The sequence below is a fragment of the Flavobacterium tructae genome, from assembly GCF_002217475.1.
Lineage (GTDB): Bacteria > Bacteroidota > Bacteroidia > Flavobacteriales > Flavobacteriaceae > Flavobacterium > Flavobacterium tructae.
The window spans coordinates 39,068-52,660 of record NZ_MUHH01000028.1; the positions used below are offsets into that span (position 1 = coordinate 39,068).

Below are 13,593 nucleotides of genomic sequence, written 5' to 3' on the forward strand. Positions count from 1 at the left end.
GAATTATGAAAAAAAACTTTGCCCATTTATTATTATTGGCTTTTGCAGCGGCATTTACCGGATGCAGCGATGACGATAAAAATGATGCCAACACCGGAGAAGGACTCGCCATACCAATAGCAGTAAAGCTTCAGGATAAATTTGAAGTAAACACCTTTAAAGTTTTGAATATTACAGCTTCAGCTGAAACAAGTAATCCAAATTATCAATGGGTACTTAAAAAAAATCCGGTGAATCAGACTAAAGATTCGATTATAGGAACTACAAAAGATTTACGATTTGTTGCTTTATATCCCGGTGCATATGAACTAACCTTAAATGTTACTGAAGGAGATAAAAAAGGGACAAGTGCCACTATAGTGAATGTGATAAATGAGACTCAAAATTACAATCCTTACATAACAAGTATTCAGGATTTTAATCCGGCACCCGGAATGTTTGCCAATGATTTATACAAAGACGGATTTTCTAAAGCTGATGTTATGAGGGTAGCATTGGGAAGAATAAGTGAAACCAGTGTAGGATATCCAATTGATTTAGGAGGTTTTGGAGGTTCAATTGTGGTTGGATTTGATCATATGGTGGTTAATCTTTCAGGAAAAAAAGACTTCAGAGTTTACGGAGCAGATTTAACGGATAAAGCCAATCCTCCGGCTCCAGGTTTAATTTATGTTGCTTATGATAAAAATGCTAATGGAAAACCCGATGAAGACGAATGGTATGAAATCATAGGAAGTCAGCATGCTAAAGAAAATACGGTTAAGAATTTTAAAATTACCTACTATAAACCTGCGGTTGGTAAGAAAGTAGTAGTAAGCGGTCCAAATGATCCTTTTTTAGATCGTGAACATCTTTATTGTGAGAACAACCAACCTCAAACATACTTTTTGCCAAGGTCTAAAACCAAGAAAGAGTATTATCCAGCCTGGGATACTCAAAATACAGCTGTTTACGAAGGAACGAAGCTAAACGTAAATTTCGCAGCAGTACGCCCTGGGCAAACTACTTTATGGAATTTTGAGGCTCCGGAATGGGGATACGTAAATGCCAAAAGCCCTGATATTGATATTGACTGGGCCGTTGACAAGAATGGGAATAAAGCAAATCTTCCGGGAATTCATTTTATCAAAGTAGTGAACTGTGTCAGCGAACCAATGGGACTTTGTCACCAGCAATCGTCTATGGCTACGCGATTCTCGGGAGCTGCAGATCTTCAAATAATTAAAAAATACAATCTAAAAAAGTAAGAAGAGAAGAATATGAAAAAGTTTATAAAATATAGTTTGTACCTCGCCATTGTTTGCTCTTTTTACAATTGCAGTAATGATGATACAAAGCCGGAGCCTGTAATTGAAGAACCTAAACCGGAGCCGATTAAAGATCCAACTCTTACTATAAAATTGCAGGCAGATTTTACAACGGAACGATACAACGTTGTGGCGATTGATCCGGAAGTAACGATTGAAAATGCAAATGGTGCTGTTGCCCAATACAAATGGACTTTAAAAGTAACCGGAAAAGACGGAGTGGCTAAAGATTCTGTTATTGGCGACAACAAGACCTTGAAGTTTATAGCACCAAAAGCATTAAGCTATGCTGTAGATTTTACCGTAACGCTGAATAAGTTGGTAAAACAGGCTTCTACTAAAGTTACAGTTGCCGAAACCGGTAAAACGTATACTTCGAAAGCACTTTCAATTATTGATTATGTACCTGCTCCGCATTATAACAATGACGGTTTTGAGTTTGCAACGAAAGCGGAAGCGATAGAGAATGCACAGGCTATTTTGGCTGACGGGTCTCTAGTTGATCTGGGAACTTTTGGTGGTTATATCGTAACAAAATTCGACCATACGGTGATCAATGCTTATGGCAAACGTGATTTTACAGTTCAGATGAATACAGTTTCGAATGCTTCAAAGTTTTCTCCTGTGAGTATTATGGTTGCTTATGATGCGAACAAAAATGGAATTGCAGAGGATAATGAGTGGTACGAAATAGCCGGAAGTGAGTATTATAAATCGACTACAGTTAAGAATTATGAGGTGACATATTACAAACCGGATCCAAATAAAACTGCCGTAGCAGGAAAGTACGATTGGCAATTCGACAAGGAATATCTTAAATGGGCAAATAATAAAACGGCTTCAGGTTTTATCACCAGAACAAAAAAATGGAGACGATACAATTATTACCCACAATGGCTTGGTGATTCTTACACATTAAAAGGAACAAAAGTCAATTTGGCTACAAAAGATATTAGCGATGGAGAAGGTACAGCATTCAATGTTGGAACTTTTGAATGGGGTTATGGCGGAATAAAAGATCCTTCAATAGACATTAGCTGGGCTGTAGATAGTAATGGTAATAAAGTACATCTTCCCGGAGTAGATTTCGTGAAGGTATACGTGCCTACGTTCACAGAGATTGGCGCATTAGACCTGGTTACGAACTCCTTCAAACAGGCAGAAGATTTGAATTTTGCTGCAGGGAAGTAATCGAAAAGCCTCAATAAAAACTGTTTATTAATCAACCAAGAATATTAATCCAAATTTTTATAAATCATGAAAAAAGTACTTTATTTTTTGACAGTAGGTTTGATTCTGGGACTTTCGTCCTGTAGTAATGATGAAAATCTATTAAATAGCGAAAGCGGCAGTGCAGCGATTAAAAGCTCAGGCTCAACTTCTAAAAGTGCAGTGACCGATCCTTCGATAGGAACAACGACTACGCTTAACCTGACAAGTTCTTTGTTGACCAGCGGAACATCAACAACAGGCGGGAAGTATTGGCAAAATACCTATGTGGCAAGTACCAACTTAACCGTTGATATATTTAAATTTTCACATAGCGGAACATCATCAGGTTACAATTATTGGGATGGTTTTATTGTATCCAATGTAAATGATATTACAAATTACGGTTCGGGAGCAGGTACTGGCGGATCTAACGGTTGGGTAGCCAATCAGTGGGGTACTATGGCAGGAAGCGGTTTCGGAACTTCTTCTACAATTGCGGCAGGTACTCCGGGTACAACAGGAGATCCGTACATCGTAGCTTACTGGTCAAGTTATACAGATCCTAAAAATCCACAGGGAACTACTTTTAGTGAGACAAGTTTCTCTAACTGGATTAAAATTGGAAATACAGGATTGTACAATGTAAAAGGATTAAAAATCAACATGCACCCATGGCCTTATTATGGTTGTTTGTATGGAGACGGTTTTGCTCAGGCATTTTCTTCAGGAGATCACTTTGAATTGTTAATTTACGGAGTAGATTCAAGCGGAACTATTACTGCACCAATTACACAATCATTGGCTGATTATACAGGAGGTTCTTTAGTAATGCCAACAGGATGGATAAATGTAAGCGCTACAGCACTTCAAGGTCTGGGAGACGTAAAATACCTTGTTTTTCAAATGGCTTCAACAGATTCACACCCGGTATACGGAATGAATACCGCAGCTTATTTCTGCTTAGACAAGCTGTCTGTAAAAAGAATCCAATAATACTAAAATTTAATATCGAAAAGGAGTCATTGAAAAGTGGCTCCTTTTTTTTTAGTTTAAAACATATAGGTTGTGGTAAAAAATCTGCTTGATCTGCAAAAACTGCGAGAAAAAAAAGTACAAAAACGCAATTAACGATTTGGCTTATTTATTCTTTAAACACCTTCCTCTTGGTTCATCACCTTCGTGAAGAACAATTTCAGAATGAAGGAATTCTGCAGCTTCGGCAGAATCTTTTACTTTGGTGGCACTTCGCACAAGCATCTCGGATTCAAACTCAGTCAGGACACTTTCTCTTATTCCTGCTTCCCTCCAGTTGGATAGCGGTCTGCATCCTCTTACAATTCCGCGAGCCAAAGAAAGCGCATCTAACAATGCCTGATTAGCTCCTTGTCCTTTGAAAGGGCTCATCGGATGTGCTGCGTCCCCAATCAATGTGGTCCGTTTATTTTTTGCTAATAATTCGGGACGAAGTAATTCACGGTCGTATACCGGATAACCTGAAATTTGCGTCTCTAAAGTTGCCGATAAAATTTGCGGAATAGGGGCATGCCATTGTGTTCTTCGACAAGCCTCTTCTTTTAGTGCTTTCGGTCCTTGTGCGCTCAATATTTTAGCTTCGTCTTCGGACATTGGAAAACTAAGCTGCCACATTACAGAATCTTCTGTATAAGGCATCATATAAATTCGCTCATTGCCGTTAGCTGTTTGAAATACAGTTGCCGAGTCGAGTAAATTATGATCAAGTCCATCAATAGCCTTTAACGGGCAAATACCTAATATCACAATACACCCCAGATAACGCAAAGGAGTAACCTCGTCACCAATTAATAGTTTTCGTACCGTACTGCGAATGCCATCAGCTCCCACTACAAGATCGGCTTTAGTACTTATGATTTTGCCATTTACTTCAAAATTTAAGGAAATACTTTGGTCTTCTGATTCCTTAAAATCTATGAGTTGATGTCCCCACTGCACGATATCATTTGCCCCAAGTTGTTTCAGCAGTGCCGAACGCAAATGTTGTCGGGCAATATGCATATTCGTTCGCTTCGGGGCTGTTTTGGTATCCGATGGAATCCATTTTCGAATACCCCATTCTCCAATTACTTTTCCTTCCGGAGTATGTACCAAATGTCTGGTTGAAATGACCTTTTCTTCTAAAGAGAATATACCAAATCCTTCAATGGCTTTACTGGCTTGTTGTAAGGTGAGACCATAACCTTGTGATCGGGCATCAAAGTTAGTATCGCGTTCGTAAAGAGTAAAAGGAATTCCGCGGTGCAGACAAGCGACAGCCAATGCAACTCCTCCGATACCGGCTCCAATTATGGCAACATGCGGGTAGTTTTCTTTGTCAATCATAGTAGGATGTTCCGAAGGAATCAATCCCGATCCGTCACAGTGAAGACAGACATTGAGATGCGCTTTAGGACGAGTAGGGGGAACTCCTGAGTCCTTTGATTTTTCAAAGTTTTCCAGCGCTATCTGATATTGAAGCCGCACTTTCTTGCTGAGTCTTTGGCTTTTTTTACCACGTCCCTGACATTCGGGACAAATAGTCCAGTTTCTTTCTGCATTTTCGATCGTATGTATTCCCACTTTTTTACCTAATTTAGACACTTCAGCATTTGAAAACTTTGCTATGCTTGTAACAAGACTGCAAATTTAAGACAAAAGAGGGCTAGTGCAAAATAGTAAGCGATAGATACTAAAAAGAGATTGTAAGAGTTATTGAAGATAACATAGCAGTTACTGTTTTGTTTAGGGTATCGTGAGTGTTTGTTGTCTGCTTATTTTTGAGTTACTTTTAATTCTTATCGAATAAATTTTAATTACTAAACAATGAAAATTACTTTAAAAATTAAGCTTTTGGTCGTTATGCTGTGTGCCGTAACCAATTGGTCTTTTGCTCAAAAAACAGTATTTAATATTAAGTATTCTGAACAATTGGCTGTTTTTGTTTTCCTTCAGAATTTATCCGAAAACTATCCCGACAACGTTTTTAAAACCGAGTTTCAAAAATCAAAATACAATACTGAGCAATTTCAGAAACTGGCCGCAGAATTTGATCATCTGACATTGGATTACAGCTATCCATTTGAAGAATTCCCGGAAGGCTCTAAAAAACCAATGCAATCCTTTGATTTTTTGAGAAAAAACTTAATCGAAACAGAAAATTTAAAAGATTTTAAAATACGCTCTATTGGAGTTTTAACCAACAAAACACTGAATGATCTTACGAGAATAATTTCCGCTTTTACTCCGATTTACAACGAACTCATATACAATCCCAATAAAGAAAAATTTGAAAAACAGCTCGTAGAAATTACCAAATACGCAAAGGAAAATGACTTGGAGCGTTATTTTGAAATGGGTTTGATTTTTTACAATTCGAGTTGGGATACTTCAATTCCTTTTGAAATAGCATTTTATCCTTTGCCTAATTCTAAAGGCTTTACCGCGAATTCTTTTGGTAATAATTTCATCAGTGCCATTCAAACAGATTTAGACGATTATAAGGATCTCTTTAGTGTAATGCTGCACGAAACGGATCATATTATTTACAACGAACAGCCATTGGAAGTAAAAAAAATGATCGATAATAGTTTCAAAGAAAACAAATCTAAGTACAGTAATTATGCCTATCATCTGCTTAACGAAGCGCTGGCAACTTCCTTAGCCAATGGTTATGTATACGAACAGCTGAACGGAAAAGCAGATAGTGGTGACTGGTATAATAAAAAATACATCAACCTCATGGCAAAAGAAATTTACCCTATGCTAAACGAGTACATTTCTCAAAAGAAAGCCATAGACAAAAGTTTCATAGATCGTTATATTGAAAGCTATGAAACAAAATTCCCAAACTGGATAGACGAAATGGATAATTTAATGGCTTACAGATATATTATTTCTGAAAATGAAAAGGATTTTGACGTCATCAAGCAAAAGTATCGTTACCGTTCCAGATCAGAAGATGAAACTGAAATAAGCAGAAGCACTCTTGAAAAGATGCAGAAATCAAATCTGACTAAGATGATCATTGTTTCTAAAAATAATGCCGAAAATCTAAAACTCATTAAGAGCAGTTTTAGAGAATTAAAAAACTGGAAGTTCAATGCAGCTAAAGAGTTTGATTACAGGATATTATTGGAAGATAAAAGTCAGCTTTTCATTATTAATCAGAAAGAATCAGAACTTAAAGCATTACTTGATTGAATAGAGAAGCAAAAAGTCCGCAAAGTATAAAGAAAACTTTGCGGACTTTTTTTAATTTTAGTATAAAAAACAGGTTTACTTATTCACTCTTTTTAGATCCAGATCCTGAAAGTCAAAACTGAAATCAATATTAGGAGAGATGCCTTTCATTTTAATTGATTGTGCTTTACCGGTTTCATCCAGTGAAAACATCGCAAAGGCATCACAATTCATTGCCTGATATTCCCATTTTATGGCAAATGTATTAGCATTATAAAAAGCCATAGGGCCATTTAATTTTGGTGAACGATAGGATCTGAACCATAACTGTTTGTTTTTTTCAAATACTTCAATTTCTCCAAACCAATTGTCAGTATAAACGCCAGTAAAGTCTTCGTTTTTTACTTTCACATTTTTTGCCAGTTTTACTTTTTCCCAAACATTCTTGGTAACGTCATCTCCTGTATTTCTGCCTTGTTTCATCCATTCCACAATTTTATTGGTCCAACCAAAATCGTCCAGGCCTAAATAACTGTCAGAGATAGTATTGGTAACGGCAGTAAAGAGCCCGCCACCGCCATTCTCTGTGTTGGTTAAAATCACGATGCCTAAGTTTAGATCCGGGTACATCGTAACAATGGATAACATTCCCGGTAGACCTCCTGTATGAGATACTTTTAGATTTCCTTTCACATCAGTTAATCCCCAACCCAGACCGTAACCGCTAAAATGTGAATTGTATCTCGGATCACGATCTACTTCTTCAACGGTATGGATGCGCCACATTTCGTTATGATTTTTAACAGAAAATAGTGTTGATTTCAAGTCACTTCCATACTGTCCTTTATTTAGACATAAAGTCATCCATTTTGCCATATCGGCTGCGTTTGAAATGATTCCTCCCGCAGCACCATTTATCTGTACTCCAAATCCATCAATTCGTTTTATAGTTCCGGATTCTGACGAATGTGATACAGCCAGATTGCTTTTATCCTTTATCCTGTCGCTTTGTGCAAAAGAATTGCTCATTTGCAAAGGATCAATAATTCGGGTTTGTATAAAATCTTCGTAAGCCATACCACTTACTTTAGAAATTAATTCTCCCGCTACGATATACAATAAATTGTCATAATCAAACTTAGTTCGAAAAGCAGATACCGGTTTAAAATATTGAAAACTAGTTAGAACATCATTTATTGTAAAATTGGAGCCGTCAGGGAAAAACATCAAATCACCCACACCTAATCCAAGTCCGCTGCGATGTGTAAGCAAATCCTGGATATTAAAATTTTCCGTAACATAATCGTTATACATTTTAAACTTTGGAAGATGGTCTTTTACTTTATCTGTCCATTTCAATTTGCCTTCGTCTTCAAGAATAGAGAGCGCTGCAGTTGTGAAAGCTTTGCTGTTGGAGGCTATTTGAAAATTTGTGCTTTCATTTACGGCTTTTTTTGTTTCGATAGAGGCAACACCATATCCTTTTTGGTGAATTATTTTTCCATCTTTAACAACTGCAATTGAGGCACCGGCCACTTTAAATTTCTCCAAAGCGTCCTGCATTAAAAGATCTATTTTTTCAGATGTAATTTGCGAATAGAGAGGGGTAGAAGCGTAACAAATAAAGAGCATTAATGTAAACAGACGAGTTACTTTTTTCATAATTTTTTTTTAAGGTTATGGCGTTTTTGATTGTTAGTTGGTGTTGTTAAAAATTAACATCCACATCAGCGAATATAGGAATTATCTTTAGAATTAAAGCCTTGTTTAGTAGATTAAAGGATGAATAACGAGTGCTTTTTTACAAGTCCTTTAACGGTTTAGAAGAATACATCTATCTAAAATTTTAATGCAGTTTCAATTCCGCTTTCCAGCCATAAGAATTTCTCCCTTAATTCCGATTTCTCAATTTCACTTTTCAATGATTTTACAGATTGCTTAAAATGCCACCAGCCTTCATAGTGAATTGGAATTACCGTACGGGGATTTAAAAGTCGTGTCGTTTCAAGTGCCTCCTCGCTATTCATAGTAACCCTTAAATTCTTTTTCAAATAAGGAAAAGCTCCAGCTCCAAGATGCAAAATAGCGGTTTCAACCTTCTTTCTTTTTTCCAGCTCCAATAAACCTTCAAAAAGAACAGTATCTCCTGATATATAGAGGCAGCCGTCAGTTTGATCCTCCCATTCGATGGTAAAACCAATAACTTTTCCCATAACCTTATCCAGTCTTTTAATATTGGTATGCTGAGCAGGTATAGCTGTTATTTTCAAGCCTTTTACCCTCGTGGTTTCAACAGTATATTCCTCCCAGTTGTCAAGGCCAATGGTATTATTGTTTTTTAAGCGTTTAACAGCGTCTTTTGTAGAGAGAACAACAGGCACAGTTTTGATAAATATCCTGCCGTTTTTGTCTAAATTATCGCTATGATGATCGTGGCTTAATAAAACCAAATCTACTTTTCCGATTTCAGCTATTGATAAGGCGGGATCAATATATTTTTTTGAAAATGCCAATGGACGGCTTACATATTGTGGAAAAAAGTCATCTTTTTTGTCCAGTGTCGGATCTGTAATAATTTTAAATCCATTGATGTTTATTAAAACACAAGCCGTGTCAATATGGGTAATGGTAACTTTCATTTTGTTCTGATTTTAAGGTTAAAAAACAGTACAAAATTGAGTTTAATAACGGTTTTATAAATTGACTTTGGTCAAGAAATGCGTTTGCGGATTCTGCTGAGCGTCTCCGGAACAACACCAATGTAGGAAGCAAGATATTTGAGTGGAATCTGCTGAATGTATTTAGGTTGTTCCTGAAGAAGACTCTGATAGCGTTCCTGCGGAGTTTTGGTTAAAAGATTCAGTTCTCTTTTTACTTTTTTATCCAGTAAATATTCAGTAGCGATACGGCCTAGTTTTTTTGCTGTTTCACATTTGTCATAAAGTTTCTGAAGCTGATCGTAAGAGACAGAGTACAATTGGCAATCTGTAAGTGCCTGAATGTAAACCTGTGTTTGAGTTCTGTTGTAAAAAGAATCGTAGGCGCAGTAAAAGGAGTTTTTAAACGCAAAATCAAAGGTAATTTCCTTGTCATTGGTAAGTACAAAATAGCGGACAATTCCCGTATCTATAAAAGATAAATAATTCTCCAACTGACCGTTAGTTAGAATGAACTCGTTTGCAGAAAACTGACGTGTTTTGATACAGCTTAAAAACTCGGCGATATCCTTTTCTAAAAAGCCAAGTTTAGCAAAATACAATATTAATGAATTCATTTAAAGTGATTCAGTCTGATGTTTGTAGTAAAGATTCAAGTTTGTCAGGCTTTTAAGTTATGCCGGTTCCCAGAGTTCAATTTTATTGCCTTCAGCATCCATAATGTGAACAAACTTTCCATAATCGTAGGTGGCAATATCATCAAGTACCGTTACACCGTTTTCTTTAAGCTGTTTGACAAGAGCTTCAATATGCTGCACTCTGTAATTAATCATAAACTCTTTTTTAGAAGGAGAGAAATACGCATCATCTTTCTTAAACGGGCTCCATTGAAGAGATTCTATGACCTCAGGAGCATCTATTTTTCTGGATTCAAAAGTAGATCCCCAGTCGTTAACTTCAAGTCCTAAGTTTTTGGCATACCAATCTCTGGTTTCCTTTGGGTTTTCTGAAAAAAAGAATATGCCTCCAACTCCCGTTACTTTTGGTGTCGGGTCAGAAGAGGAGTGGTTGGTTTGATTTTTTTGGTCTTCCATGAGCTTTGTTTTTTATACTAAGATAAAACTATTCTTCTTTATTAAAACGGTTCCCACATCATCTTTAAAAAAATTAGTCTTTCAATCCTTTTCCCTGAAGAATCTGATCCGTCATATTTTCTACCCTGGACGCTCTGGTTTTAGATTGTTTTGGGCTTGAAAAATACAGTAAGTAAGCCCGTTGACGGCCTGGAGTTAAAGCGTTAAAAGCAATTTCAAGAGCCTTGTTTTCGTCTAGTTTTTGTTGAAATTCTTCTGCAATCTCAAATTCGGCTGTCTTCTTTAATTTTACCTTCAAACCGGCTTTTTCTATTTCAATGGCTTGATAAATATACGTTTTTAAGATTGCTTTCTGAGCTTTGATTTCGTCAAGACTCGTAAAACGAATTTGTCTTGCGGCCTGAACATTCTCACTCTGCTGTATTAGAATTCCGTCCGTATCTTTCATTAAGGCTCCTTTAAAAAACAGAAAAGCACAATACTCTTTGAAAGAATGTATCAAAACAACATTGTTACCATGCAGCGTATAGCAGGCTGTTTCCCATTTTAGTTCTTCTGTCAATTGGCAATCCAGCGCAATTTTTCGTAACTCTTCCAGTTCTTTTTGCCATTTTTCAGCATTCTCAAAGTAAAGATCAACTTTAGGGTTCATATGCTATTGTTATTAAAATTCATTAAACTCTCAAAGATCCTCTAAAACCTCTGGCTGCATAATAAGATTCAGCACCATTATGATACACAAATACGGTATTGTAGCGAAAATCAGAGAACAATGCCCCGCCCAGTTTACGAATTTCAGAAGGTGTAACAATCCAGCTTGAAGTTTTGGCATCAAACTTACCCAGTTTTTGAAGTTCTTTGTATTGTACTTCATCTAAAAGCTCAATTCCCATCTCTTCGGCCATATTTACAGCACTTCCGGCAGGTTTGTGTTCTTTTCTTTTTTCCAGTGCCTCATGATCAAAACACAGACTTCTTCGGCCTTTTGGACTTTCGGCAGAACAATCGAAGAAAATAAATTCTCCCGTTTTCTCGTCAAATCCAACAACATCCGGCTCGCCTTCGGTTCGTTCCATCTCATCGAGTGACCAGAGTTTCCCCGGATTTGCCTCCAGTTTTTGCTGAACATCATCCCACGCAAGACCTGTGTGTCTCTTCATATTGTTTTCAAAACGGATTTGTAGTACTTTTAATAATTCTTCGCTTTGTTCTGTTGATAGTTTGTTTTTCATTTGGGTTTGATTTTTTAGAAGCTAAATGTTTTTGAGTGTAAAAATTTCACGGTTATGGATAGAAATTGACTAATTTGCTAAAATCGTTTTTCTTTCTAAAGGTCTGAAATACCAGGACACAATAGTCAAAACAATAAGCAATACCGGGCCAAATAGTTCTTTTGGATGATCTCCAACAACCAAATGCGAAAAAACAGCACCCGTCATGGTAAAGAAAAAGCCGGCATAGGCCCATTCTTTTAGTAATGGAAATTTAGGAATTAAGATAGCTGCGGCACCTAATAATTTCCAAATACCAATCAATGTTAAAAAATACACCGGAAACCCTAAATGCTGTATCATGCCTTCCTGTTCTTTTATTTTTAGCATTTGTACGATTCCTGTAGCAGTCATTCCTAACGCCAGCCATAATGTAGCAACCCAATAGATGATTTTGTCTCTTTTTTTCATGATTTTATAGTTTAGTTTAAGTTAGTTTAGTTTAAGTTAGTTTAGTTTTTTGGCAGCGAATTCTTGTAATCTGTTGTGAGCCATATTGATTCCCTGAGCAAAAGGCAGTTTTAACATCTGATCTCTAAGTGCAGCAGATCTGTAAATAATATGCATTTTTAACTGACTGGTTTCTTCCGTTATCGCCTCAAATTCAAGAAACTCAAGCTGAACCGGAAAAGGAGAGTTCTCCATTTCAAATGTTCGCGTAATCTTCTGTTCCGGAAAAAACTCATGAACCACTCCATTAGCTTTAAAAACCACATTCCCTTTAGGGTCGGAAGTTTCAAATTGCCAGCTGCCATACTTCTTATTCTCAAGTTGTAGTACTTTGGTTCCCATCCATTGTTCAACAATTTCGGGCTCTGTATAAGCCATGAACAATAATTTTAAAGGAAGATCAAACTCTCTTGTAATTAATAAATCCTGTTGACCTTCTTCGGCAGTAATTTTCGTTTTTCGTTCCATAATTTGGTTATTCTTTCGGTTTATAGTTTTTCATGATATTTTCCAGTTTGTTAAAACGATCGTCCCACATTTGGCGGAACGGTTCTATAAAATCAGCAACTTCTTTCATTTTTCTGGCATTAGTAACGTAATAAATTTCCCTTCCATTTTGCGTTTGCTCCAGGAGTTCACATTCCGTTAATATTTGAATGTGTTTTGAAATAGTTTGTCTTGAAGAATTAAAATTCTCAGCAATAACTCCCGGAGTCATTGACTGGATAGCCACTAAGCTTAAGATTGCCCTTCGGGTAGGGTCGGCAATTGCCTGAAATACATCTCTACGAATTTCCATTGTGCAGTTATTTGACAGCAAATATAATGCAGTTATTTGACTGCGCAAAATTTTTGAGGCTATTTTTTAAAAATATTTTATTGTAATGACAAGACTGTCAGTGTTTTTGGGCTTCCGAACGATGGAGTCGTAGAGTAGATAAGAAGTTAACGGCTCGCAATTTTAAATTCCATTCGGGCAAGAAAGAGTATAATTGCAATTTCAGCGAGAAAATAAAATACCGCTAAATACGTTAGGTGGGTATAAAGATAGAGTAACAGGCCTGCCGTGATACCACAATACAACAGGTTTGCAAAAGCAATAATTTTTAGACAACCTCTCCAGTTCTCATTCGCAAGCCAGTAACTCGCAAATGAAGACGCCATAAGCAGACAGGCCAAAACAGCAAGAAGATAGAGCGTTTTTTTGGGAACGCCGAAGTAGATTTCCAATTCAACCAATACTACGCCCAACAAAAGGGTAGAGAATAAAGCTCCTAAGCCGTCGATCAGAAATATTTTTTTCGAATTTAAAATCATAGGTTCTATTGGGGCATTTGTTTTAGTTTATTAAAGTTAGGCTTAAAATATTAAATTACAATAGTTTGACTCAAAAAAAAAACAAATCAAT

General features: G+C 36.7%; 15 protein-coding genes. 4 read left to right on the forward strand and 11 right to left on the reverse strand.

Annotated features, from left to right (window positions below; translation table 11 throughout):
* The first annotated feature begins 5 nt into the window (after nucleotides 1-5).
* From B0A80_RS13230 to B0A80_RS13240, 3 genes are all read left to right on the forward strand, one after another.
* Nucleotides 6-1,247: a hypothetical protein gene (locus B0A80_RS13230; RefSeq protein ID WP_089077576.1), complete on the forward strand. Its 1,242-nt coding sequence runs from the start codon at nucleotides 6-8 to the stop codon at nucleotides 1,245-1,247.
* Nucleotides 1,248-1,259: 12 nt separating this feature from the next.
* A complete protein-coding gene (locus tag B0A80_RS13235; RefSeq protein ID WP_089077577.1) occupies nucleotides 1,260-2,498 on the forward strand; it encodes a hypothetical protein in 1,239 nt (412 codons plus the stop codon).
* Nucleotides 2,499-2,564: 66 nt separating this feature from the next.
* Nucleotides 2,565-3,512 carry a DUF4465 domain-containing protein gene (locus B0A80_RS13240; RefSeq protein ID WP_017498267.1) on the forward strand — a complete coding sequence of 316 codons (948 nt, stop codon included), beginning with the start codon at nucleotides 2,565-2,567 and terminating at the stop codon, nucleotides 3,510-3,512.
* 144 nt (nucleotides 3,513-3,656) lie between these two features.
* On the opposite strand, the gene B0A80_RS13245 is transcribed toward B0A80_RS13240, so the two are convergent.
* Nucleotides 3,657-5,108, reverse strand: a complete 1,452-nt coding sequence (locus B0A80_RS13245) for an FAD-dependent oxidoreductase (RefSeq protein WP_165769256.1) — start codon at nucleotides 5,106-5,108, stop codon at nucleotides 3,657-3,659.
* Nucleotides 5,109-5,357: 249 nt separating this feature from the next.
* Here B0A80_RS13245 and B0A80_RS13250 point away from each other — a divergent pair, with 249 nt between their 5' ends.
* Nucleotides 5,358-6,734 (forward strand): hypothetical protein, encoded by a 1,377-nt coding sequence (locus tag B0A80_RS13250; protein WP_089077579.1) that lies wholly within the window; start codon nucleotides 5,358-5,360, stop codon nucleotides 6,732-6,734.
* A 75-nt stretch (nucleotides 6,735-6,809) separates the two neighbouring features.
* Here B0A80_RS13250 and B0A80_RS13255 read toward each other — a convergent pair whose 3' ends face one another.
* The 10 genes from B0A80_RS13255 to B0A80_RS13300 form a co-directional block, all read right to left on the reverse strand.
* Nucleotides 6,810-8,375: a serine hydrolase gene (locus B0A80_RS13255; RefSeq protein ID WP_208861487.1), complete on the reverse strand. Its 1,566-nt coding sequence runs from the start codon at nucleotides 8,373-8,375 to the stop codon at nucleotides 6,810-6,812.
* 176 nt (nucleotides 8,376-8,551) lie between these two features.
* Entirely contained in the window at nucleotides 8,552-9,352 is an 801-nt protein-coding gene (locus B0A80_RS13260; protein WP_089077581.1) for an MBL fold metallo-hydrolase, read from the reverse strand.
* Between the two features lie 71 nt (nucleotides 9,353-9,423).
* Nucleotides 9,424-9,987, reverse strand: a complete 564-nt coding sequence (locus B0A80_RS13265; protein WP_089077582.1) for a Crp/Fnr family transcriptional regulator — start codon at nucleotides 9,985-9,987, stop codon at nucleotides 9,424-9,426.
* 57 nt (nucleotides 9,988-10,044) lie between these two features.
* A complete protein-coding gene (locus tag B0A80_RS13270; RefSeq protein WP_089077583.1) occupies nucleotides 10,045-10,464 on the reverse strand; it encodes a VOC family protein in 420 nt (139 codons plus the stop codon).
* Nucleotides 10,465-10,537: 73 nt separating this feature from the next.
* Nucleotides 10,538-11,116 carry a YdeI/OmpD-associated family protein gene (locus B0A80_RS13275; RefSeq protein ID WP_089077584.1) on the reverse strand — a complete coding sequence of 193 codons (579 nt, stop codon included), beginning with the start codon at nucleotides 11,114-11,116 and terminating at the stop codon, nucleotides 10,538-10,540.
* A 22-nt stretch (nucleotides 11,117-11,138) separates the two neighbouring features.
* Nucleotides 11,139-11,696, reverse strand: coding sequence for a DUF4256 domain-containing protein (locus tag B0A80_RS13280; RefSeq protein ID WP_089077585.1), 558 nt, complete (start codon nucleotides 11,694-11,696; stop codon nucleotides 11,139-11,141).
* Nucleotides 11,697-11,765: 69 nt separating this feature from the next.
* Nucleotides 11,766-12,146, reverse strand: coding sequence for a DoxX family protein (locus B0A80_RS13285; RefSeq protein ID WP_089077586.1), 381 nt, complete (start codon nucleotides 12,144-12,146; stop codon nucleotides 11,766-11,768).
* 36 nt (nucleotides 12,147-12,182) lie between these two features.
* Nucleotides 12,183-12,653, reverse strand: coding sequence for an SRPBCC domain-containing protein (locus tag B0A80_RS13290; RefSeq protein ID WP_017498275.1), 471 nt, complete (start codon nucleotides 12,651-12,653; stop codon nucleotides 12,183-12,185).
* A 7-nt stretch (nucleotides 12,654-12,660) separates the two neighbouring features.
* Nucleotides 12,661-12,984 carry an ArsR/SmtB family transcription factor gene (locus B0A80_RS13295; protein WP_070908050.1) on the reverse strand — a complete coding sequence of 108 codons (324 nt, stop codon included), beginning with the start codon at nucleotides 12,982-12,984 and terminating at the stop codon, nucleotides 12,661-12,663.
* 146 nt (nucleotides 12,985-13,130) lie between these two features.
* Nucleotides 13,131-13,502, reverse strand: a complete 372-nt coding sequence (locus B0A80_RS13300) for a hypothetical protein (protein ID WP_089077587.1) — start codon at nucleotides 13,500-13,502, stop codon at nucleotides 13,131-13,133.
* Nucleotides 13,503-13,593 lie beyond the last annotated feature (91 nt).

Coding starts and splice junctions, on each gene's coding strand:
- B0A80_RS13285 (WP_089077586.1), bottom strand. CDS start 12,146: ATGAAAAAAAGAGACAAAATCATCTATTGGGTTGCTACATTATGGCTG.
- B0A80_RS13280 (WP_089077585.1), bottom strand. CDS start 11,696: ATGAAAAACAAACTATCAACAGAACAAAGCGAAGAATTATTAAAAGTA.
- B0A80_RS13240 (WP_017498267.1), top strand. CDS start 2,565: ATGAAAAAAGTACTTTATTTTTTGACAGTAGGTTTGATTCTGGGACTT.
- B0A80_RS13270 (WP_089077583.1), bottom strand. CDS start 10,464: ATGGAAGACCAAAAAAATCAAACCAACCACTCCTCTTCTGACCCGACA.
- B0A80_RS13260 (WP_089077581.1), bottom strand. CDS start 9,352: ATGAAAGTTACCATTACCCATATTGACACGGCTTGTGTTTTAATAAAC.
- B0A80_RS13265 (WP_089077582.1), bottom strand. CDS start 9,987: ATGAATTCATTAATATTGTATTTTGCTAAACTTGGCTTTTTAGAAAAG.
- B0A80_RS13295 (WP_070908050.1), bottom strand. CDS start 12,984: ATGGAAATTCGTAGAGATGTATTTCAGGCAATTGCCGACCCTACCCGA.
- B0A80_RS13250 (WP_089077579.1), top strand. CDS start 5,358: ATGAAAATTACTTTAAAAATTAAGCTTTTGGTCGTTATGCTGTGTGCC.
- B0A80_RS13230 (WP_089077576.1), top strand. CDS start 6: ATGAAAAAAAACTTTGCCCATTTATTATTATTGGCTTTTGCAGCGGCA.
- B0A80_RS13255 (WP_208861487.1), bottom strand. CDS start 8,375: ATGAAAAAAGTAACTCGTCTGTTTACATTAATGCTCTTTATTTGTTAC.
- B0A80_RS13300 (WP_089077587.1), bottom strand. CDS start 13,502: ATGATTTTAAATTCGAAAAAAATATTTCTGATCGACGGCTTAGGAGCT.
- B0A80_RS13235 (WP_089077577.1), top strand. CDS start 1,260: ATGAAAAAGTTTATAAAATATAGTTTGTACCTCGCCATTGTTTGCTCT.
- B0A80_RS13290 (WP_017498275.1), bottom strand. CDS start 12,653: ATGGAACGAAAAACGAAAATTACTGCCGAAGAAGGTCAACAGGATTTA.
- B0A80_RS13275 (WP_089077584.1), bottom strand. CDS start 11,116: ATGAACCCTAAAGTTGATCTTTACTTTGAGAATGCTGAAAAATGGCAA.